The following is a 20786-nucleotide window of genomic DNA, read 5'->3' on the forward strand; positions in this document are numbered from 1 at the left end:
ACCATGATAAAACTACCTGAGCATGACATTGACCGACAAAATGCTATTATAAATGCGCAAAATGAAGTCGGAAGCTACACAAATTACCTGAATGATGTATTAAGGCCTGCGATTGAGTCGGGTGATTGGGATAAATTTGAAACGCTAGATATTGGCTTTAGCATCACTGGCAAATCGCTAGGCAAAATTGGTGATAGTGATGCATGGAAAAAGCTGCAACCTTTCTTTGAACCTATTATTACAAAACCGCACACATTAGACTTTTCCTTTGAAAACAAAGTCATGGAGCGCAACCTAAGAAATGAATTAATGGCGCTTGCTTTGAATATGATGTGGCTTTCTCCCAAAGACTACTCTTTTGCGTCCATTCACGGCACCATCAACACGTTAAAAAAGCTAGTTCAACCTATTTTGAGTGAAGGCTACAACAGCTTTGAGTTTTTGAGTTTTGACAGATTAGAGTCTTGGGTTCAGAGCGATTTTACCGATATAGATTTTGAAAGAGAACAGATTTACGTAGCACTCAATAAACTGTACTCGGAAAAAAAAGTTCTACCGTTTAACGTAGCCCTTTCGAAAAAGCTAACCGCATCTGATTTTGGCTTAACCATTAAAGAACCTGAGCAATATTCGGTTATCCCACTGCGACTGTATTGTTTGGGACTGCAAAAATCCGAAGAATTAGTTAACGAGCTATACCCAAACCGTGACCAATTAGGCAAACTATCTGATTACATTACCACCTACTTTGATAAAGTCTATCAAGAGTACGCTAAATACCTTGCCAGCGATAAGTCAAGGTTAAAAAATGGCAAATATAAGTGGTACTTAGGTAAAACGAATAAAGGTGATAAAGAAGGAGCAATAGCCTTTCAAGAAGCTTTTCTCGCGTTGAATCCCCCATCAGAAACAGCAATCCTTGAGTTGATCTACAAACACAAGCCAAAAGTAAAAAGTGATTACATCGACGAATTTCATCCTGATAGAACATTAAAGATTGGCAGTAGGATCGTGACGGGTCTTGCTGAGGCTCAATCACTTTTCAAACAGCTCAACGGTGGTTGCCTCTGGGCGCTAATGTCTCGAACTGGCATGCGGGCTGATGAAATCTTTCACCTGCATACCGCGAATGGATATTCAGAAGAAACCATATCCAAACAAACCATTCATATTATTCATGCAGACCTTTCAAAGACCACTAAAGGCTCTCAGTCAAAACAAGATGAGTTTGTTACTACAGAGGTTGGAAAAAAGGCTTACGAGATACTTCAGGCTTTACATGAAACACTAAGAAAACGTCATCCAGATAGCCAAGCATTTTTCCATAAGGTCATAGGAAACTTTGGTGCTATAACTAAAGACCAACTCGGTAAACATATTTCGGCTTGGTTCGAAAACACACTCGGGGAAAAACTTACACTAACCAATAACGATGTAATTGATTTAAAGGTTTCCGACCCTAACCTTTCGTTTCGTGTGGGTGATGATTATGAATTCACAGGACATCAGCTCCGCCGCTCATTTGCTTACTACCTAATTGGTTATGAACTTTGTGCTTTTCCACAACTTAAACAACAGTTCAGCCATGTATCTATGGCGATGACAAGGCACTACGCAAGAAACGCCAGTAAATTCCAGAAAATCAGAAAACAAAAGCAAAACCTAGCCAACACAATCGATGAAGAAAGAATTGATCAACAAGCCCATGTCTATCTAAAAATCTACAAAAAACTCGCTAACAAAGAACGTGTCGCAGGCGGAAAGGGTAAGGAGTTCGCAAGAAACATGATTAAAGTTGAGCACAATCTCTTTAAGGATAAAGTAGATAACGACATGCTATCGCTCAACTACTGGAAAAAACAAATTCGAGAGCAAAAGCGCCACATACATGCCGTAGCTCCTGGCATTTACTGTACCTCAACCAGATGTTCTCTACGAACACAAGTGAACCTCTGGGAATGTGTTGACTGTAAGAACGATTATATTGTCGATGCTGTTTTTGCCGAGGCTAAGCGCAAAGAAGCCGAAATTCATATGCTATGGGACATTGAGCATGATGAATTAACGCCTCAATCGGCATCAGAAGCATATATCAAAATCATGGCTGCTGAGCGCATTATGAAGGACCTAGAACTCAGATATGAGCCAGTTGAAATACCGCAAGAAGTTCAAGACCTGCTAATACCATATGGAGTGACTGCGTAATGACACAAGCCACTAAAAATAAACTAATAAAAGCACTAGAGCGACTTCTAGAGGGCAAGCCTGAAAACCGAGAGTTAAGAAAAAAAGCCCGAGAAGGTAAGCTAAAAATCAACAACAGTACCGTTGAAAAAGAAGCAGGGCTATCTGTAGGTGCATTGCGCAGACACGAAGATATTCGAGACATGGTGAAGGATAAATCACTTAAAGCTCGTGTAGCGCAGGATGACTCGAGTGAATCACCTATTGATCTTTTACAATCGGAAATCAAGCAATTAAAAAACGATAAAACTCAAGCAAATAAGAAGAGAAAAGAATACTTAGATCTTTCTAGAAGTCATGAACAAGCACTAGCCGTACAAGCTGCTAACCATATAAAGATAGTTCAAGAGCTAATGGAAATGCTGCATGAAAGTGAACGAGAGAAGGCAATGGATAAGGTCGTCAAAGCAAGACCAGACAACCTTATCCAAGGAGATTTTCGATAACATCCTTGTTAGTATTAACATTATATAGTCACAGTTAGTTACCGATAAAAATTAACACTCTAACGAAATAAAAATGCACTAAAAAAGATGTAGCGAATAACGCTACGCCATATACCATTAATTGAGAAAGTAAGGACAAAACCAATGGCAATAGAAGCTGGACAAATCGCACCAGATTTTACCCTAAATGACCAAGACAATAACCCAGTGACACTCTCTGAGTTTCAAGGAAAGAAGGTACTGCTTTACTTCTACCCACGAGCATCGACACCAGGCTGTACCGTTCAAGCTCAAGGCTTACGTGACATTAAAGCGGAGTTAGATACTCACAATGTTGTTGTTCTTGGTGTCAGCCCAGATGCTCCCAAACGCCTTACAAACTTTATCAACAAGCAAGAATTGAATTTTACTCTGTTGTCAGATGAAGACCATGCTGTGTGTGAAAAATACGGAGTTTGGCAACTCAAAAAATTCATGGGTCGTGAAAACATGGGAGTTGTAAGAACAAGCTTCCTGATTGATGAATCAGGTAACCTTGAACATGTATTTAATAAGTTCAAGACCAAAGATCATCATGAAGTTGTACTGGACTATCTAAACAGCAAATAAGCTTCCATGAGCAATTAACTCTTAACTTGGGGACAGGCATGATTGGCTACATTCGAGTATCAGATTCACAAAGAGCCGATGGCGAATAACAAAGAGAAGCTATCAAGGCGTACGCTGCTAAACGTGGCATACAAATAACGGATTGGATAGAAGAGCACGTGTCTGCCACCAAGACAGAGTTGAGTGAGCGGAAGTTATTTTCTCTCATCACCTCTCAACAAAGTATCATTGTATCGGATATCACTCGGTTGGGTCGCCATAAAGTTATGGAGCTAGTAGGTGCCATTGGTCAAATAGCCTCATACGGTGAACTACATTTAGCATACAACGACACCATCATAAGCTCAGAGAACGTTGATAATGCTGAAATCATTTTTACAGTTATTGGGCAGTCTTTTGCCAGTGCTGTAGAAGCCCAGAAGCGCTCTGAGCGAGCTAAAGCTGGTCACGCTAAACGTAAGGCCAAAGGGCTATCATCTGGCCGTCAGAGGGGGCAGAAGGTGAAATCAAGGCTTGATGAGCATACAGCGTTTATATTGAACCTTCTCGACACCAAGACCACCAAAGCTGAAATTCTTAGGCAACTAAACGAACGTGGTGTATCGATTTCTCGAAGTCGATTCTACTCTTGGTTGGAAGCCCGTGGCCTGCATAACAAGAAAGCAGAGTTTCAGGCAGACATGCTCACTGAGTAGCCGACTCAGTGCTGATTATCCCTTAATCATACTTGGCTAGCTCATTTATGCCCCATTCCGTGTTTGTTCCGATCAATAGAGCAAATCGCAGAAACCATTTTTGCGATACATAATCTAATGACCAAGCATAACTCACCTCCAAAGGCTCAGGCATCCACTTTCGCAATATTCATAAATCATCAAGCATTATTCGCTATCTTTTTGACTCATTTACTATCTTTCTGACTTTACTACATTTAACATATTCCCACAGTAGAATGATGTCATAAGGAAACTTTTTTTGATGCAACCTAATCACTTTGAGCTGCACTATGAAGGCAATGCGACTAGAAACCACTCAATGGATATTGCCGTTACCCGAGATGTGCTCAGTGCGTTAGATATCTTAGTTCGACGTGTAAGCAAAAAAACCGACAAAGAAGAAGACATCGTTGTCGACGTTCAAGCGTTTAAAGAAGGTTGTTTTGCAATTGAACTGGCAATCTTAGGTGGTGTCAAAGTAACAGCGTTTCATCTTATGGGTTTGATAGGTATTACTGCCGTTGCTCATGGTGGTGTACTAGGTTTCCTAGATTGGAAAAAAGGTCGCAAGAACATTGAGATCATCAAAGGTGAAGATGGCGAAGTTGAAGTTAAAGATCTTGATACCAACGAGGTTAAAAAAACAACTGAAGAAGTTGTGAAGCTATCCTCTGACAGTAAAATTACCGCTCAACTTCACCGTATCTTTGTTGAACCTTTTGAGCGGCTAGATTTAGACCGAGTCTTTGTTTCTCAAAACAACCAAACTACGGTTGTTTTGCCAAAGACGAAGGCTGAAACGCTATTTGAAGGTGCGACTGAAGAACACCTAGATAACTGGGTGCTAGATCATATTGTAACTGTTGAGCAAGTATCTTTAACCTCAGAAGGTAAATGGCGTGTTTATATTCACGGTTACAACCGTGCAGTGACAGCTACAATGGTTGATGATAATTTTCAAAAGCTTGTAGAAGAAGGGGCAGTTACCTTCCGAGCAAAAGATAAGATGGAAGTTCTCTTGGAAAAGGATGTTACAAGAAAAGGTGTTAGAAAGACAAATACATACACCATACATAAAGTACATAAACACTGGCATATTGACCAGTAAGGGCTATTTATGGATACAGGTACAGTGATAGTGATAGGACTCATCATTGCGTACCCGTTTATCGTGTCGCTAGTGAGAGCCTTAACTCGAACTACTCTAAATAAAACAATGCCTAAGCAATATCTCGTCAAGTACAAGGACAGTGACGGTAATGCTTCTGAGTTGGTTTTTTCTGCTAAAGATGTAAACCAAGTAACTACAGCACTTCGCACTATAGAAGAGGCATCTAAGGCTGCCAAAATGCATCAACATACAACTGTTGGAGGTCACTAGGTTGGCTAAATCAGTTGCAAATGTAGATACGCCATTATCAACAGCTAGTTTAAGTGGCACATTAATATTAGGCGCTTCACAACTTGTTGAAGCGCATGTTCCAACTAACTATCAAGCTGTCTGTAACGTTTTAGCGTCAACGATCATTACTTACGTTGCTATTCATTCGACGAGGAAAATACAGGCGTATTTACACAAACGCCAAGTAGGCAATACTCAAAAAGAGATGATCGCAGTGATAGATGACTCTATTAACCAGTTAGATGACATAATTGCTGTTTCGAAAGGCGATGTTAAAAAGCACGCTGAAGCAAATCGAAACGATCTAATGCGTAAGAAGGTTGATGTTGTATCTGGTAAGCTTCACATTTTAGCATTGGACGCATACGTAGATCCTCACCCCATGCACAATGCTGAGCCTAAAATAGCTGAATAAAACTGGGGTAGTTTGAACCAAACTGTCAAATTGAATAGCCACCGACTTGATAGACGACGCTTGTCTTGTCCAAACTTTACTTAAACCTAGCTTATCCGAAATGAATGTCTTAAATCGAAAACTCTAAGCCACTCCTGTCCAATTTCGAGTCAGTTAAATAAAGTGTGATTGGTGAAGAGCTCCTGTATTTCTTCTGTCGATATTATCGAATGATTTTGTTCCCTATATTCTAGAACGTTACTTGTTAAACATTTCCCCATCACGGTCACGTTCTAGCAAAATTATTTGCTAGGGCTAGCCAACTTCGATCAAATATTTGATTAAAGTACATAATTATTTGTGACCCACCTCGGTTACATATTTATTTCTCATATGAATTCGACTTCAGTATCGTTATATTTCTAGAGTTTCATATTCAGTATGCAGTGACAAACAGACCGTTCAAAAAGCGCAAGTAAGCCGAGATTGATACTGTTTAGCCATTCGGCGGTTGTGATTCTATTCGCTGCAGCATGCTTAATGTAATAGCCATGCCAATGGGAGGCTCTAATGCAAATAGATGGACATCATACTCTAACTTACGTTATCGCTCGGTATGCGGGGATTGAGCATACCGACGCTGAAAAAGTAGCGTATTCGGCTCAATATGTAGATGAGGCCACAAATGATAAGCCAATCCATTTTGATAATGGTGCGATGTACGACCGTATTGTATCTGCTCACAAAATGCTCGACTATCGAAACACGCAAGAGCTTGCAAATCATAAGGTATGGATACCATTTCACTTTCTTCCAGGCAACCAAGGCTTTCCTTCAAACGTTAAACCAGATGGAAGGTTTATACATCGGCTAGTTTGCAAACCAGACAGCGCTGTTGCAAGAGATATGCTGAGAATGGTGGCAACACATTGGTATAAGCCCTACGGCGTTCATCTGATGGGGATTGCCATGCATGTTTATGCAGATACTTTCGCCCATCAAGGTTTTGCTGGGGTGATCCACGACTACAACAAAGTAGATAACCTCGAATCGTCCTCCAGCTCTCTGTTACAACGAATTAAAGATGATTTGTTTAGTGGTGGGGTATCTGCTGCTTCTCCTCTTGGCCATGGTGCGGCCCTATCTTTTCCTGATAGACCTTACACTTCTTGGAATTATCTAAATGGAGAAGGGGAACACGTAGTAAGAGACAATACCTTGATATTTCTACAAGCCGCGGATGCGATGTGCAAAGCATTGCAATGTTGGAAACATGGTGACGCCGAGATCAATATCGATAATCAACCAGGTTTGACCACGCAGCAGCGCTCTTTAATAGAACACGCTTTAACAACCATAGATGATGAAGATGGTGAAGCTCGCCATACCAAGTGGCTTGAGTGGCTGCGAGAAGGAAAATTTGGCTTTGCTGCAGTCGATTTGTCGTTTGACAAGGATGGAGAGAACAGTTGGAAGCAACAGGCGAGGGGGCAAGGTTTTACACAAGACGGTAAATTTGTTTATCGCTACTCGTCATCCTTTTTAAATTCAGACTGGAAACTCTTTCATGATGCGCTCAAAACCTATCGCATAGAAGTGATCAGAGATGTCCTACCTAAGTACGGGATTTGTATCGCTTAGTGCGTCCACTCCTTAATAGTAAAAGGGAAAATACATGACTAAATGGTTTAAAGTCTCCGCTGTTACAAGGTTGAGGTTTATCACAACGGCTTCGCTGGTAGTGATAGGCCTTAGTGGCTGTGCATCGAATGAATCGATTACAATGGTGGGAGAGTACGCCAAGCAATCTACAGAAGTTCAAGACGCGCTAATCGCTGTATATGAATCTGCCGATGACGCGCGCATTAACGCTGAACTGATGAAAGCAACACGGGATGGTGTCACTGGCTCAGACCTAAATATTTCTACCATCAACAATGCCGGTCAAGAGGCTCTACTCAAAAACTTGAATACATTTTCCCAGAGTATTTATCTGCTTGCGACCGACGATAGAAGCGAAGCTCTGGATAAATACTCGGAGAAGCTAAATTCGTCGTTGGTATCTCTATCCCGGATGCCCCAAGTCGGAGAGATTGATGTAAACGACGTTGAATTACTCTCAACTAGCGTGAATGCAATCGCGCGTGCTTATACGGAGAAAAAGCGTTATGACCTATTAAAGAAAATCGTCATTGATTCAGAGAATATAGTTCAAAGCGCATTTAAATCATTAGAGGGTGAATTGGACTCTTGGAAGAAAGCGACAAGGATTTCTTTGGAAAAAGAACTGCGTATTCGCCTGTATCTACTCAACAACCCCAATCGCTGTGAAACCAGTGACAACATACGCTGTGTGACGTTCTATCATTCACTTGAAGAGCGAGCTGATGCTTACAAGAAAGCTTATGAGATCAGGGTACGTATAAACGAGCTAGATGCGAAGTTTGCAAAACTTGAACGTGCCTTAGTGGATATTCAAAAGTTGAACCAATCGATAGTCATATCTTTAAAAAATGATGACGACTTAACGATGGACGCGGCCAAGAAAGCGCTCAAATCTACTAAGACACAGATCGATGCGATCAAAGAGTTTCGCGATAACCTAGAGGACTAACTAATGGAACATAGCCACAACACTGCATACGCTGAATTGGAAAGTATGTATGACGAACTTCAAAGCTACCTTGACTCTGTCATGTTAGATCCAGCAGATGAGCCGTTGTTACTACAATGCGAACAACTAGGTGACCAAATTTATGCCTACAATGCGGTCATACTAGAAAACAATTCGGTCACACTCGCTAAAGGACAAGGAAGTCTTAAGGAGCTTATCAATCAAGCGAAAGGAGCGAGAAAAGCGTTAAAGAGCGCAGAAGATAAGGTTAAAGTGCTAGCTCAGGTAGCGAATGCTATCGATAAGGTATTAGCACAGTTGGCTAAATTCTTATAAGCGTTTTCGTTTTTTGCATCTTAACACCTATGTAGTGGATGTATTTAATTAGCCACTCAATTAGAGGCTTTGCAGTACTTTTTGTAATTGATTAGATGCTAATTTAGTCAAGTCGCTGAGAAAGTTCTGTCCAAAAGTGGTTTATAAATTGCTAATGCTCGCTAATGCTCGCTTCTGCATTAGCCACTAAAGAAGCTCACTCATTTCTGGTACACTCTCGGCCTGACTTAGTAAATGTTCACACTCTGTTTGGATGAGTGACACACATAGCTCTATGTGTTCACGTTCCCCATCGTCGATTCCTTGAGCTTCGGTAAGGTCAATCGCTTCCTTCAGAGCATTTTTTATAGCACCAACGGTTTCTACCATTATGGAAGCCATTTTGGTGCCTGAATAACTCAGCAGAGCGCCGAATTCAGCTAAATCATAGCTGGTGATAGGGCGTTTGAAGTTACCTTTCGGCGGATTTTGAAAGTCCTCACTTTCCCAATCTCCAATCGACATTGCAAAATATTGAGGGATACTGGCGGCACGCCCCTCATCAGCAGACAGTTTACCGCTTCGTGAGTTACGTTTTGTTCCCTCTTGAGCGATGGCTTCTATGTTTACTAAATCATAAAAAGGGGTTAGTTCCAGCCCTTTAGGGGTGACGAAGAAGCTAATATTTTTACCATGAGCATCGTAGTTTAGCGTTACTAGATTAAAGAGCATCCATTGGGTGAGCTTTAGGTTAGTGATGACCGTGTCTATGGTTTTGACACACAGTATGCGTGGGAAAGAAACGCCATCACGCATATATACGCCATCGCCTTCATCCCCATTCTGACGCTCGTATTTGTAACCTGGAGGTAAGTCAGTTGCCTGACAGCCATCAATCACATGTTTTCGTTGAACGATATCACGAGTAGCGATATAGGCACGATCGAACCGCTCTATGATCAGCGTCCTAGTATTCCCAATGCGAGTTAACTCAACATGAGCGACGTCCAAACCTGCTAGCTTGGCTAATGTCATGCAAAAGAACTCATTAACAGCAATACACGGTGCTCTACCGCTTTCAAATTTCAGAATGTAGTTCGAACTTAATTTTCCTTCGCCAAACCCCCATTCATCACCGCGCTTAAGTAAGTTTAATTTGTTTTGCACACCAGCAACCGAAAGGCGAACCTTACCGTCCCAATAAACTAATGGCGCTAGATTTCGCTCTAGTCGTTCTATTAGTTCATCATCAGGTACAGATCTAAAACTAGTTTCTTGAGGTTCTGATTCTGGAACTCGAAAAGATAATGCGCCAGATGTTTCCGCACCAAGCTTACGAATCAGCCCGAAAGTGTTGCTTTTGGAGATAGTGGTGTTTTGTATCATCTCCTCAAAGGCTTCTCCTTCAGGAAGGAGGTTTCTGAGGTAGTTCTCAATACTACGTGGCGAAGCCCGATCATCGAAAGGGATGTGGGGCGAAATCGGGAAACCAGTGTGTTTCCATTCATCTTCATAGATGAATGAGAACTCTGTTTCTGTTCCGACAGGAAGAATCAAACGACCAATTTTGGTATTCGTACCGATAAACACGTCTAACTGTTGTAACTTACTCATACCAACCGTCCTCATTGCCTCTCACGCTGTTTTCAGCTTGGGAGGGTATTTGGCTATGTGGACGAACAAATAGGTTTAAATCGATAAGGCGTAACGATAGCCCTAAGATGTCCATGAGGACGAGCACATTGGCAAAGGTGACACTGGTATCGCCTTTTTCTACTTTCATGACTGTTCTACGAGATAAGTTGGCTTTTGAAGCGAGATCATCAATACGCCAGCCTCTATCGGTGCGCTTTGAGCGAATGGCGGCTCCCAGCGTTTCCATACTGAACTCGGTATTCAAATCAGGCATAGGTTGTGCCTTTACCATCTTACCTTTTTTCATAAGTGCCTTTTAATGTACTTTTGTTACTATTGGGGTCGCCTCAATATATAAGTTCACTATAACTCACTTTTGAAGTGTCTGTATAAGAAATTATTTAAAAGTGTAATTTAAGTAACTTATGTTTAGTTTGCTAGTTGTATGTTCGTTCCAATAAGTGGCAATCTGTTTTTGCTAAACTAGAGTAAGCGTGTCATAAAATCACCATGTGAATAGAATAAGGTTCTAAGCAGCAATGAAAGTTAAAATTGAGAAGACCTGTGATGGTGAAGCTTTCTTCAACATTCCAGAAATACTGCAAGAAGAATTGCAATGGGAAGAAGGCGATCAAATCGAATGGCTCGACAATAACGATGGCTCATGGACTTTACGCAAAGTTGAACTTGAGGATGATACCCAGTCGAAGTCTATAGAGTACATTCTTTCACAACACCCTACTTTAAAAGAGCAAATGGAGGATGTGTTTGAGGACTCTGGTTTGAGAGCAGAATGGTTAACTTCCGCAATTCCAGCGCTATCTGGTCTAACTCCGCTAGAAGTTGTGCTTAAAGGCGATTTAAAACGCGTTTTAGATGCATTAAATCGTATCAAGTATGGTGATTTTTCTTGAGATGTTTTTATCTCAAAAGATCAGGTTGATATGTTGATCCATTGGCCATCTCTTTCCGGATGAAGCCTACTTTGTAAGGCAGAGATACGCTATATGGGCTGGAACTAACACGCTTGTACCCAATCATTGTGTGTCTAAGAGCCTATATCGCAGAACCAAACAGACCAACTTTCCCTGCTATGTCAGAAAAGTGGCTTTGTGACCAGACCATTGGTAGGTTTCCAGTTAAGCCGTATATCCGTACTTCAACTTATTGATCTCTTCTGTCACCAGAATGATACCGGTTTTTGTGTCACAGAGTGAAAGTGGTGTTTCGTTTTCAAACACCAAACTGGGTTTATTTAACCAGCGTAATGTCGCATCACGATCACCAAAATACTCATCTGCTTCTTTGACCATATCAGCAAGCATAAGAGCATGTTCACTGGCTGTTGGGCTTAGCGTTGCGTTCGGTTCTTTCATTTTTCGCTGGAGAGTACGCAGATTAACGCCAATAATTTTCGCGTAATCTGTCTTAGTCAGACCAAGAGTTAACATTCCTCTATCCAGCATTTCAACAGGAAGCCCTTGACGAATAATTTTTAGGCTATCGATTACGCTCTGAGCTTTGCGTTTTTCACCTCCAAGCATTTCATAAGCAGCACTGAACATTAAAGTACCTCCGAATCTAACTACACTTACACAATAGGCGTAATTAGATTATTTTAACACGGAAATGTGTCGAGGCTTGCTAGTTGCCTACATACTCTTTCCAATTAGTGGCAAGCTGGTTTTGCTACAATAGAACTAATCCAAGTATCGTATTGCTGTATATGTTATAAACGAAAATGGTTCATGAAAAATAGTTACAACTGATGAATTGATAGGGTTGTTAGCTAGTACGAACTAGCGCGTCGGCACAACACATGAGAGGACTAGGATGTTGTTTCTAAGTATAATATTCGCATTGAGTTTAGCTATTGGTGCTTTTACTCTCTATTCGGAAAATGTTCACGTTTGGCTCTCAAAACATATGGATGAATATGAAAAAGAGCTAGAGAAAAACAATCCAGAAGAGCTAAAAAAGCTGAAGAAAAAATACCAGCGTTAACAACCAATCACCTGATTCAACCGTAAATTTTATTAAATTTTCGGTTAATCTTACCGCAATTCATGCCAGTTTTCTGGGAAATCCAGATTCAACCGTAAATGAGGTTAAATTTACGGTTATTACTCCTACCTACTAACTCAAGCTTTTGGGAAATACAAAGACAGGCAATACTAGTGGTTGGATATCATTTTTACCATATGTGGACGCCCCGTTTGTTTCGATTGCAGATAGTGTCCTGGTGTGTGCAAGAAAAGTTCACAGCAAATTCACCTTCGCCCCTAAACGTTTTTAGAGCATAAGAAACTATCAATAGATTAATTTGTGTGTAAGCCTGTTGAACCAGTTTTTTAGTTCCAGGTACGACAAAGCCACAGGCAATGCCTATGGCTTTGTAAACAGCTACAGAAGGTTTGTCATTCAATACATTCTGTGTGCAGCGTCGGGTGTTTAATCACCAATGCATATGGGAGGGAAAGCACCTAGACTTATCGTATGTCCTCGGTGGTCTGCTTTGCGATTAAGCCAAGTTCAATTCGATACAATTACTTCTGGCCAGACAGTAAATCGTAACTCCAAGAAAAAGCAGGGATACCCGAGGCTCTCAAAGTTAGTTTAAAGCTAAGAACCGTATGTGGCAAGTTTGCTTCTGCCCCATTCTGCACCAGCGTCAATTGAGCCAGTTCCCTTTTGCTCTGCCTCATGACTTAGTTTTTACTAATACGTTTAACGTGTCTACATAAGAAGGATACTTCGCTGAGTAACAATGAAAATTCAGCGACTTTGTTAATTGTTCAGTTGCCTATAGGACAGCTATAATTTCAGCTACTACTTAGTTGTTATTTGGTACTAAGTAATGATTAATCTTATCAGCGACAGGAGTTCACAATGAAAGTTTATGGACAAAAAACGATAGAGGTCGTTGTTGTGCGTATTTCGGTGATTGCGATCGCTCGTTTCGGTTTATTCCGATCACTTGATCCTGCCGTTTTTCTCTCTTCCTATTTTTACTCTAAGTGATCGGATTGCGCCAGTTTTCTCATCGACTCACCTCCTAGTTCTATTCGATGACTATTGTGTACCAGCCGATCCATTAGAGCGTCAGCGACGGTGGCGTTGCCGATCATGTTATACCACTCCTTTACGGGTAGTTGGCTGATTACGATTGTGCTGCTGTTTTGGTAGCGGTCTTCAAGCACTTCTAGCAAGTGACCTGCATGCTCTTGAGTCAGTTTTTCCATCCCCCAGTCGTCGAGGATTAGTAGAGCTTTCTTAGCCAACGATTGAAGTTGCTTTTGATAGCTACCATCCAGACGACCTGCGGTCAGGTCATCAAGCAGGCGAGTTAATCGATAGTATCTGACCGTGTGTTGTTGGTCGCAGGCACTGGTTGCCAGTGCGCAGCCAAGATACGTTTTGCCAGCACCTGTTGGGCCTGTGATCAAGATATTCTGGTGCTTATGTAGATAACTGCCCGTTAGAAGTTCGCTCATCTGTTTACGATTGAGATTTCGTCCCTCCTTGTAGATGAGTTGGCTCGGCTGAGCATCCACTCTCAGTTTGGCTTGTCGTTTTAAGCGTTGGATTTTTGTCTGATTGCGATTCAAGATTTCACTTTCCAGAAGTAGGCTTAGCCTTTCCTCGAAGTCCAGCTCTGCGTAGGTGCTCAGTTGTTCTTGTTGCTGCTCTAACGCTTTCACTGCATGGCTCAAGCGGAGGGTTTTGAGTTGGTCGTTCAGTGCGTTCATTTGTATTTCTCCTAGTGATAACAGTTCGGGCCACGGACATTGCTATGAACAAGGTTCGGCGTGCTCGTGTTGTCTTTGCTCAGTTGTCCTTCACGATTGTTCTTCAGTAGATTGTTGATGAAGGTGTAGTTCGGTTTTGTCAGCATCAGCGCATCTTGACAGGCTTGCTCTAAGCGCGACTCGCCATGCGCTTTACTCAGATTGAGCAGCCCAAGACAGGAGCGATACGACTGCTCTGGATGAGGCTTGGAGTAGAGCATCTTATTGACGACTTCTCGTGTGTCTGGGCCGATATTGGCTCCCCAGTTGAGCAGGCGTCCAGGCGACCACTTCTGATGTTGATGATTACTCGGCATGTGCTCTGGTTGGGTGCTGTTTCCGCGCTCTCTTTGGCTGCGTGGATGCTAGGCTACCAAGTTACCTTGATGGTAGATCTGCACCAGACGGTTGGAGGCTTCCAGTTCGACATGGTGACCAACAAGTTGATGTGGCACCGAGTAGTAGTGGCGGCGATATTCGATGTGATAATCAGGCCCAACCTTGGCTCGCTTGGTTTCGGTATAGAGGTATCGCTGCTTAGGTAGCGGCTTTAACGCTGGCTTATCGAGTTTGTCGAACAGCGCTTTGCGGCTCGCACCATACTGTTTCATCTCACGTTCGTTTAAGTCATTCATAAGCTCACGGATGGCAAGGTTCAGCTCTTTGAAGGTATGGAAGGTTTGATGTCGTAGTCGCATCATGATCCAGCGTTCCACTAGGAGCACGGCATTCTCTGCCTTGGCTTTGTCTTTCGGTTTGTAAGGGCGAGCTGGCATCACTGCGGTTTGATAGTGATTCACCAGTTTTTGATAACTGTCGTTAAGTCTCGGCTCATAACGATTGGCTTTGGTGACCGCGCTACGTAGATTATCGGGAACCAAGAGCTGTGGTACACCACCGAAGTGCTCGAACGCATTGGCATGCGCCTCTAACCAGTAAGACTTACCTTGACTCGGGAAGGCTTCAACATAGGTGTAATTGGACGCACCTAAGGTCGCCACGAACACTTCTGCTTCGCGCACTTCACCTGTATCAGGGTTGACCACTTGAAGCCGAGGCCCACAGTAATCGATAAACAGCTTGTCACCTGCCACATGGAGCTGGCGCATGCTGCGCTTTTGGGTTTTGAACCAACGAGTGAAGTGCTCGCAGAACTGAGTGTAAGCGTAAGCTTGTTCTTGATATTGCTCATGGTATTCCTGCCACAACAACATCTTTGTCATACCTTTACGTCTGAGTTCGACTGCGTATTGAGTGAAGTCTGGCATGACTTTATCGCGACTGGCTTTCTTGCCGTGATACAGCGCTTGCGTGAGATCAGCATCGCTGCAACTTTCGGGTAGAGGCCAGCCAAGTTGGCTTTGTTTAAAGCGAGTAAGGAGTTCCGATATGGTGGACGGGCCGAGTTTCAGGCAAGAAGCGATACCACGATTGGAGAGACCGCAGTCGTACTTAAGGCGTAATACCTCTTTGATTTTGTTCATTGGAGTTCTCTTTTTGGCCATTGTCGCTTCCTTACGTTCTTGTTTAAGAAGTAAAGAATAGCGAGCTATTGATTTAAAAGAGAAAAAGGAAGGATTTCGGGCATTCCGATCGCGGTTTTCGCTATTCCGATCACCGATTTCGGAGTTAGGCTAAAAGTGATCGGATAATCGCGGAATCAGTGATCGGTTTAAACCGAAATGGGTGATCGGATAATCCCGAAATGACTGATCGGAATGCTCCGAAATATGCATTGTTGATCGATGTTGTGATATCTGTGGTACTAGTGTGATGGTCGTCGATTCAAATGGCGTTAAGTTAGAAGAGGTTGGTGAACTGACTGCTAACTGGGGATTTGGGTCAAAAATGGACGGTATTACCCACCACCTCGATATGTGTGAAAGTTGTTTTCAAGTTGCATTATCTGCTCTAAAGGAGCATCGTAGAAGCATTGTGATGTTCGATGATGAGCAAGACCTTCCCGATGAAAAATTTGGTCAACAACCTGTTGGTGGCTAAAATCAGACTCGCTTGTTAGTGAAAAAAGCCGTTTCCCAATTGTGCAACAGCCTGTTGCTCAAATCAGTCAAAATCAAAAATGCCCCAAAACGTGTTTCGCTAATTTTTCAGAAAATTACTAAAAACGAAATTCACCATACAAAAAATTATCTTTTAATTTTTCCTCGCATTTTTGTGAGGAAAAACATTTCATCACCAATTGTCTAAAAGTTGACCTGTCATTCTCTTGTGTGATCAAAATTAAGCTTCGTTTTATGCACTTCGTGGTACATTATTCGTCAGATGATTTAGGCAGTGATGTCGTGTTGCGTGCCGATAAGTAAAGGATAACAACGTGCATATTAGTAGTTTAAACCTAATTAACTACCGCAATTTTAAGAACGTCAAACTTAACTTTAACAAAGGTATCAACACTGTAATTGGTGAGAATGCATCAGGTAAGACCAACTTATTTCGTGCTCTGAGATTGCTGCTTGACAACTCGATGCCTAGGTCGTCGACAAAACTGTCTGAGAGTGATTTCTGTAGAGCGCTAGGTAGTTGGAAAGGTCACTGGATTATCATAAGTTGTGAGTTCGATGATATTTCTAGTGATGAAGCTAGTCAGTCACTGTTCCTCCATGGAAATGGGAATATCGAAGGTGAAGAAGAGGTAGTAACCAAAGCAACCTACAACCTCATATTCAGACCTAAAGCTCATATACGCCAAGCGATTTCAACAATCCCCGTTGGCGACACCACAGCGTTAGAAGAGTATTTAAATGATATCTCAATAGATGACTATGAAACGGTTTTAACTGGGAAAAGTACTGCGAATTTTGCTGATCCAGAAGTATATAAAGCTATTGTCGGTGACTTTGATGCTGTTGCTTTTCCAAATGAGCTAAACAACCCAGAAATTGGGATACGACTACCATATATCCTAAATATGCCGAATGAGGTTTCATTCACCTTTATTAAGGCATTGAGAGATGTGGTTTCAGACTTCCACAACAATAGAACAAACCCCCTGCTAACACTGTTAAAAAATAAGTCGGGTGAAATTTCCCAAGAGGATTTTCAACCAATAGCTGAGCTGATTGGTACTTTGAATGAGAATATTGAAGGCCTAAATGATGTTTGTGATGTTAGAGATGACATTGCATCAACAGTAGGCGATACAGTTGGAGATACGTATTCTCCAAGTTCAATCTCGATCCGCTCAAGTTTGACAGATGATTCAGACCAGCTATTTCAGTCCTTGAAGCTTTTTGTTGCTGAGTCAAACGATGGGTATGAAGGTGCTATTCATGAAATGAGTTTAGGGGGCGCTAATCTTTTATACCTCACGTTGAAAATTTTAGAGTTTAAGTATCAAAAATCTAATCAATCAATCGCAAATTTTTTATTGATAGAGGAACCAGAAGCTCATATTCATACGCATATTCAAAAATCATTGTTCGACAACATCAAGTACGAAAATACTCAAATTATTTATTCGACCCACTCATCACATATTTCAGAAGTCAGCAATATAAGAAACATGAACATTATTGGTCTGGTAGATGAAAATTGTGAGGTTTTCCAACCTGCTAAGGGGCTGACCAATGAGCAAAGTGGCTTCGTTCAGCGGTATCTAGATGCTATTCGAAGCAATCTATTATTTGCACGAAGTGTCATTTTAGTTGAAGGTGATGCAGAAGAAATTCTAATACCCGTTTTGTTTAAAAAATCAACAGGAATAAGCTTGGATGAGATGGGAATTAGTCTAGTCAATATAAGAAGTACAGGATTCGAAAATATCGCAATGCTCTTTAACGATGAACGTATTAGGAAACGCTGTAGTATTATTACTGACCTAGACTCTGCGTTTTTCGATACTGAAATCCAAGAACATGATAGTGAAGCTTTAAAGAAGAAAAAGAGAAAAGCTAAAGGTTCAGAGGAGTCAGGAGCTAATCGTAAACTGATACTTGATGAGTTCTGCGATAATAACCCTTGGTTAAGCCCTTTCTATGCAGAACACACTTTTGAAGTAGATTTTATTAAGTCTTCTAATAGCGTATATCTTAAAAATGTTGTTGAAGACGTTTATGTTGATCCGGCAACAAGAGTCACAGCCAAGGAAGATCTATCTAATGCAGATATCGCCACATCTGGAATGAGGGCATTAACGATGGCGAATCATCAAGGTAAGGGCTGGTTTGCTATTACTCTTGGAAAGGCGATCAACTTTAAAGTAGTAATTCCAGAGTACATTCTTGAGGCAATCAAATTTGCACATGGTGAATTTGATCCAGTTCTTACCTTTAAAATACTAAGCTATCGATTTAACTCTATTAAGGAGCATGTCGCTGAAGGTAAAAAGCACATGGAAAAAGCTGACGCGGATGGAGACATGGACCTAAAAGCTCGGTGTGAAGCTTATCTGCTACCATTGGAAACAGGTATCGAAGTATTTGCGCCTAAATGGGATGTATTCGACTCGGCTAACGATGACATCAATGATATTAAGGCTTCATTTATAGCTGATTTCCCAACAGAAAATCATCATTTGCTAGAAAGGATTTAATGATGTTCGTATGGGATAAAGATGATCTTAATGATGAGCAAGTGGATGCTATTCGACAAGCGGGTAATGTATTCCTTGAGGCGTGCCCAGGTAGTGGGAAAACACGAACATTAACGTATAAAATCGCTCTTGAATTGTCTAAGTTGACCGATGAAAAGAAATGGATTGTAGCAATTACATACACGAATCGTGCAGCTGATGAAATTCGTGAGAGAATAGAGCTACTAGGAGTTGAAACTTCTCAACTATGGATCGGGACGATTCATTCATTTTGCTTAGAGTGGATTATAAAACCTTATGGGATATACCATGACAAGCTTAAAAACGGTTTCAAAGTCATTAACTCATATGATAGTGAAGATATTATAACCAATATTTGTCTTGGGTTACGACCTCAACAATATATTACATACTATCAATGTTCACATTTTTATACACCAACAGGTCTGAACATTACAGGAAGCGGTGGGAGCTTAGCTACTAGTGTTCTGGAAGCTTATCATCAACACCTAGACAATAATCACCAAATAGATTTTGAACAGATATTGTACTTCTCTTACGAACTCCTACGTAACAAGGTCGCTATATCAAAAATATTATCTAATCTTTTTTCTTACTTCTTTATAGATGAATATCAAGATACCAAAGAGATTCAGTACTCAATTGTAGCGAGCATTATGAGGGCTAATCCGAGTAAAGTGACAACATTTATAGTAGGTGACCCAAACCAAGCCATATATACATCATTAGGTGGTTATGCAATATCTCATACAGAACTTGAATCTTTAACCGCAGCTTCATTTACTCCAATGTCTTTGGATAAAAATTATAGAAGCTCACGAAAGATTATAGAGTATTATCGAAATTATAATGTTAGCCCAAGTACAACTAGTGCAGAAGGTCGTGAGAGAGATTATCAAAGTACAATAACCTATGATCAATTAACTCACAAAGATGACTTAGTTGAGCAGGTAAGTCGATATATTGAGCACAACATTGAAAATTGCAATATCCCAGAGCGTGATATTTGCGTCATTGCTCCTTGGTGGACGCATTTAGCTGCACTAACACGAAATTTAGTGAATCGGTTGCCTCAATATAGTTTTGATGGCCCCGGTTTAGTACCATTCTCTAGAGACCTTGAGAACTTCTGGTACAAGCTTACAAGAATTATTCTCACGGAGCCTTCCCCTAGCATGTATGTCAAACGTTTAAGGTGGGCATCTGAAATTTTATATGATTTAGAAATTGCAATGGTGGACATAGCTCCTTTCACTTCGAAAGAACTCTTAAAATCAATTAACTCAATTTCAATAGACGAGGAGGACGGAATTACTTACCTATGCTCTTTCTTCGATGAGCTATTCAAAAGGTTAGGGGTTGATTACTCTCTTTATCCAATGTTGCAAGAGCACTATGAATCTTTTTTGAGTAGTACAGAAGATCGCATAGACAGGCTCCGCAGAGATAGCGAGGAATTTGCTACAGATATAGAGGCATTTCGAAGAGCTTTTAAGCCGAGAAGTGGAATAAAAGTTTCTACTATCCACGGGGTTAAAGGTGGTGAATATGACGCAGTTATATCATTCGGTTTACTTGAGGGGTTAGTTCCTAATTTTAATGACTCATCAGAAGAGAGTGCGAAGAAGCTTCTCTATGTTATTGGCTCTAGGGCAAGAAAAAACTTGCACTTGATCTCTGAAAGAGGGCGAATGCAAGGCTATAGCCCAAATCAAACCGAACGTACGTCCACTGAAGTTCTTCAACGCGTGCAATTTCCTTATGATCGTTTTGTATAGAACTGACAACAATTAGTTTAGTTTTGCCCTATCTCAATTTGTTTTAAGCGAGTAGCCTAGGGCACTAACTCTAAAAGGCTTTTGTCCAAAAGTGAGTTTGGTGATAAGTTTATGCATTGTGATCACCAAACAATTCAGTCGCAATGACAACCCATTTCACCTCATTGCACTGCCTAAGTTTTTTATGACAAGTTTGCGCTTTGAAAAGCGTCAAAAACAGCCGATTTACAAAAAATTATGACAACTGCTATAATTAGAGTTCAAAAAGAAAA

18 protein-coding genes and 2 pseudogenes are annotated in these 20786 nt (G+C 41.2%); 15 read left to right on the forward strand and 5 right to left on the reverse strand.

The annotated features are described in order from the left end of the window. The first annotated feature begins 3 nt into the window (after positions 1 to 3). The 9 genes and pseudogenes from CAG60_RS16135 to CAG60_RS16175 all read left to right on the forward strand — a co-directional run bounded on the left by CAG60_RS16135 (position 4) and on the right by CAG60_RS16175 (position 8761). The gene (locus CAG60_RS16135; protein ID WP_161439418.1) at positions 4 to 2205 is read left to right on the forward strand and encodes a tyrosine-type recombinase/integrase; all 2202 of its coding nucleotides are present in this window, start codon (positions 4 to 6) and stop codon (positions 2203 to 2205) included. Then, positions 2205 to 2690 carry a bacterioferritin comigratory protein gene (locus tag CAG60_RS16140; protein ID WP_136981202.1) on the forward strand — a complete coding sequence of 162 codons (486 nt, stop codon included), beginning with the start codon at positions 2205 to 2207 and terminating at the stop codon, positions 2688 to 2690. Before CAG60_RS16135 ends, CAG60_RS16140 begins: the two co-directional genes overlap by 1 nt. 144 nt (positions 2691 to 2834) lie before the next feature. Then, a complete protein-coding gene (gene bcp / locus CAG60_RS16145) occupies positions 2835 to 3299 on the forward strand; it encodes a thioredoxin-dependent thiol peroxidase (protein ID WP_136981201.1) in 465 nt (154 codons plus the stop codon). A gap of 38 nt (positions 3300 to 3337) precedes the next feature. After that, positions 3338 to 3994 (forward strand): annotated as a pseudogene (locus CAG60_RS16150) (recombinase family protein). Positions 3995 to 4277: 283 nt separating this feature from the next. Then, the gene (locus CAG60_RS16155; RefSeq protein WP_158137121.1) at positions 4278 to 5123 is read left to right on the forward strand and encodes a hypothetical protein; all 846 of its coding nucleotides are present in this window, start codon (positions 4278 to 4280) and stop codon (positions 5121 to 5123) included. A gap of 274 nt (positions 5124 to 5397) precedes the next feature. Next, the gene (locus CAG60_RS16160; protein ID WP_161439419.1) at positions 5398 to 5832 is read left to right on the forward strand and encodes a hypothetical protein; all 435 of its coding nucleotides are present in this window, start codon (positions 5398 to 5400) and stop codon (positions 5830 to 5832) included. A 549-nt stretch (positions 5833 to 6381) separates the two neighbouring features. Next, positions 6382 to 7452, forward strand: a complete 1071-nt coding sequence (locus CAG60_RS16165) for a DUF6765 family protein (protein WP_094124121.1) — start codon at positions 6382 to 6384, stop codon at positions 7450 to 7452. Between the two features lie 34 nt (positions 7453 to 7486). Then, on the forward strand, positions 7487 to 8425 hold the full coding sequence (locus tag CAG60_RS16170; protein WP_161439420.1) for a hypothetical protein: 939 nt from the start codon (positions 7487 to 7489) through the stop codon (positions 8423 to 8425). 3 nt (positions 8426 to 8428) lie between these two features. Next, the gene (locus CAG60_RS16175; RefSeq protein ID WP_080537734.1) at positions 8429 to 8761 is read left to right on the forward strand and encodes a hypothetical protein; all 333 of its coding nucleotides are present in this window, start codon (positions 8429 to 8431) and stop codon (positions 8759 to 8761) included. 186 nt (positions 8762 to 8947) lie between these two features. Here CAG60_RS16175 and CAG60_RS16180 read toward each other — a convergent pair whose 3' ends face one another. Both CAG60_RS16180 and CAG60_RS16185 read right to left on the reverse strand, forming a co-directional pair. After that, a complete protein-coding gene (locus tag CAG60_RS16180) occupies positions 8948 to 10354 on the reverse strand; it encodes a HipA domain-containing protein (RefSeq protein ID WP_161439421.1) in 1407 nt (468 codons plus the stop codon). Beyond that, on the reverse strand, positions 10347 to 10682 hold the full coding sequence (locus CAG60_RS16185) for a helix-turn-helix domain-containing protein (protein ID WP_104027213.1): 336 nt from the start codon (positions 10680 to 10682) through the stop codon (positions 10347 to 10349). The genes CAG60_RS16180 and CAG60_RS16185 overlap by 8 nt, the downstream gene beginning before the upstream one ends. 232 nt (positions 10683 to 10914) lie before the next feature. Between CAG60_RS16185 and CAG60_RS16190 the strand changes: the two genes are divergently transcribed. Next, positions 10915 to 11289, forward strand: a complete 375-nt coding sequence (locus CAG60_RS16190; RefSeq protein WP_038885217.1) for an MbcA/ParS/Xre antitoxin family protein — start codon at positions 10915 to 10917, stop codon at positions 11287 to 11289. A gap of 225 nt (positions 11290 to 11514) precedes the next feature. Here CAG60_RS16190 and parS read toward each other — a convergent pair whose 3' ends face one another. Further along, positions 11515 to 11940, reverse strand: a complete 426-nt coding sequence (parS, locus tag CAG60_RS16195) for a type II RES/Xre toxin-antitoxin system antitoxin (RefSeq protein ID WP_161439422.1) — start codon at positions 11938 to 11940, stop codon at positions 11515 to 11517. Between the two features lie 268 nt (positions 11941 to 12208). On the opposite strand from parS, the gene CAG60_RS16570 reads away from it, so the two are divergent. After that, positions 12209 to 12379 carry a hypothetical protein gene (locus CAG60_RS16570; protein WP_165387364.1) on the forward strand — a complete coding sequence of 57 codons (171 nt, stop codon included), beginning with the start codon at positions 12209 to 12211 and terminating at the stop codon, positions 12377 to 12379. 885 nt (positions 12380 to 13264) lie between these two features. Then, a complete protein-coding gene (locus CAG60_RS16795) occupies positions 13265 to 13396 on the forward strand; it encodes a hypothetical protein (RefSeq protein WP_272924718.1) in 132 nt (43 codons plus the stop codon). Here CAG60_RS16795 and istB read toward each other — a convergent pair. Further along, positions 13384 to 14124, reverse strand: coding sequence for an IS21-like element ISVch3 family helper ATPase IstB (gene istB / locus CAG60_RS16200; protein ID WP_011988345.1), 741 nt, complete (start codon positions 14122 to 14124; stop codon positions 13384 to 13386). The two genes, CAG60_RS16795 and istB, sit on opposite strands and share 13 nt — an antisense overlap. Before the next feature lie 11 nt (positions 14125 to 14135). Continuing rightward, positions 14136 to 15668, reverse strand: a pseudogene (istA, locus tag CAG60_RS16205) (IS21 family transposase). A gap of 268 nt (positions 15669 to 15936) precedes the next feature. On the opposite strand from istA, the gene CAG60_RS16210 reads away from it, so the two are divergent. The 3 genes from CAG60_RS16210 to CAG60_RS16220 all read left to right on the forward strand — a co-directional run bounded on the left by CAG60_RS16210 (position 15937) and on the right by CAG60_RS16220 (position 20514). Further along, complete coding sequence (locus CAG60_RS16210) at positions 15937 to 16164, forward strand: hypothetical protein (RefSeq protein WP_237667805.1); 228 nt, start codon at positions 15937 to 15939, stop codon at positions 16162 to 16164. A 334-nt stretch (positions 16165 to 16498) separates the two neighbouring features. Then, entirely contained in the window at positions 16499 to 18715 is a 2217-nt protein-coding gene (locus CAG60_RS16215; RefSeq protein WP_161439423.1) for an AAA family ATPase, read from the forward strand. Then, on the forward strand, positions 18715 to 20514 hold the full coding sequence (locus CAG60_RS16220; protein WP_082325017.1) for a UvrD-helicase domain-containing protein: 1800 nt from the start codon (positions 18715 to 18717) through the stop codon (positions 20512 to 20514). Before CAG60_RS16215 ends, CAG60_RS16220 begins: the two co-directional genes overlap by 1 nt. Positions 20515 to 20786 lie beyond the last annotated feature (272 nt).

Origin of the sequence: Vibrio sp. V33_P6A3T137, from assembly GCF_009904835.1 — a bacterium.
In the GTDB taxonomy this organism is placed as follows: domain Bacteria; phylum Pseudomonadota; class Gammaproteobacteria; order Enterobacterales; family Vibrionaceae; genus Vibrio; species Vibrio metschnikovii.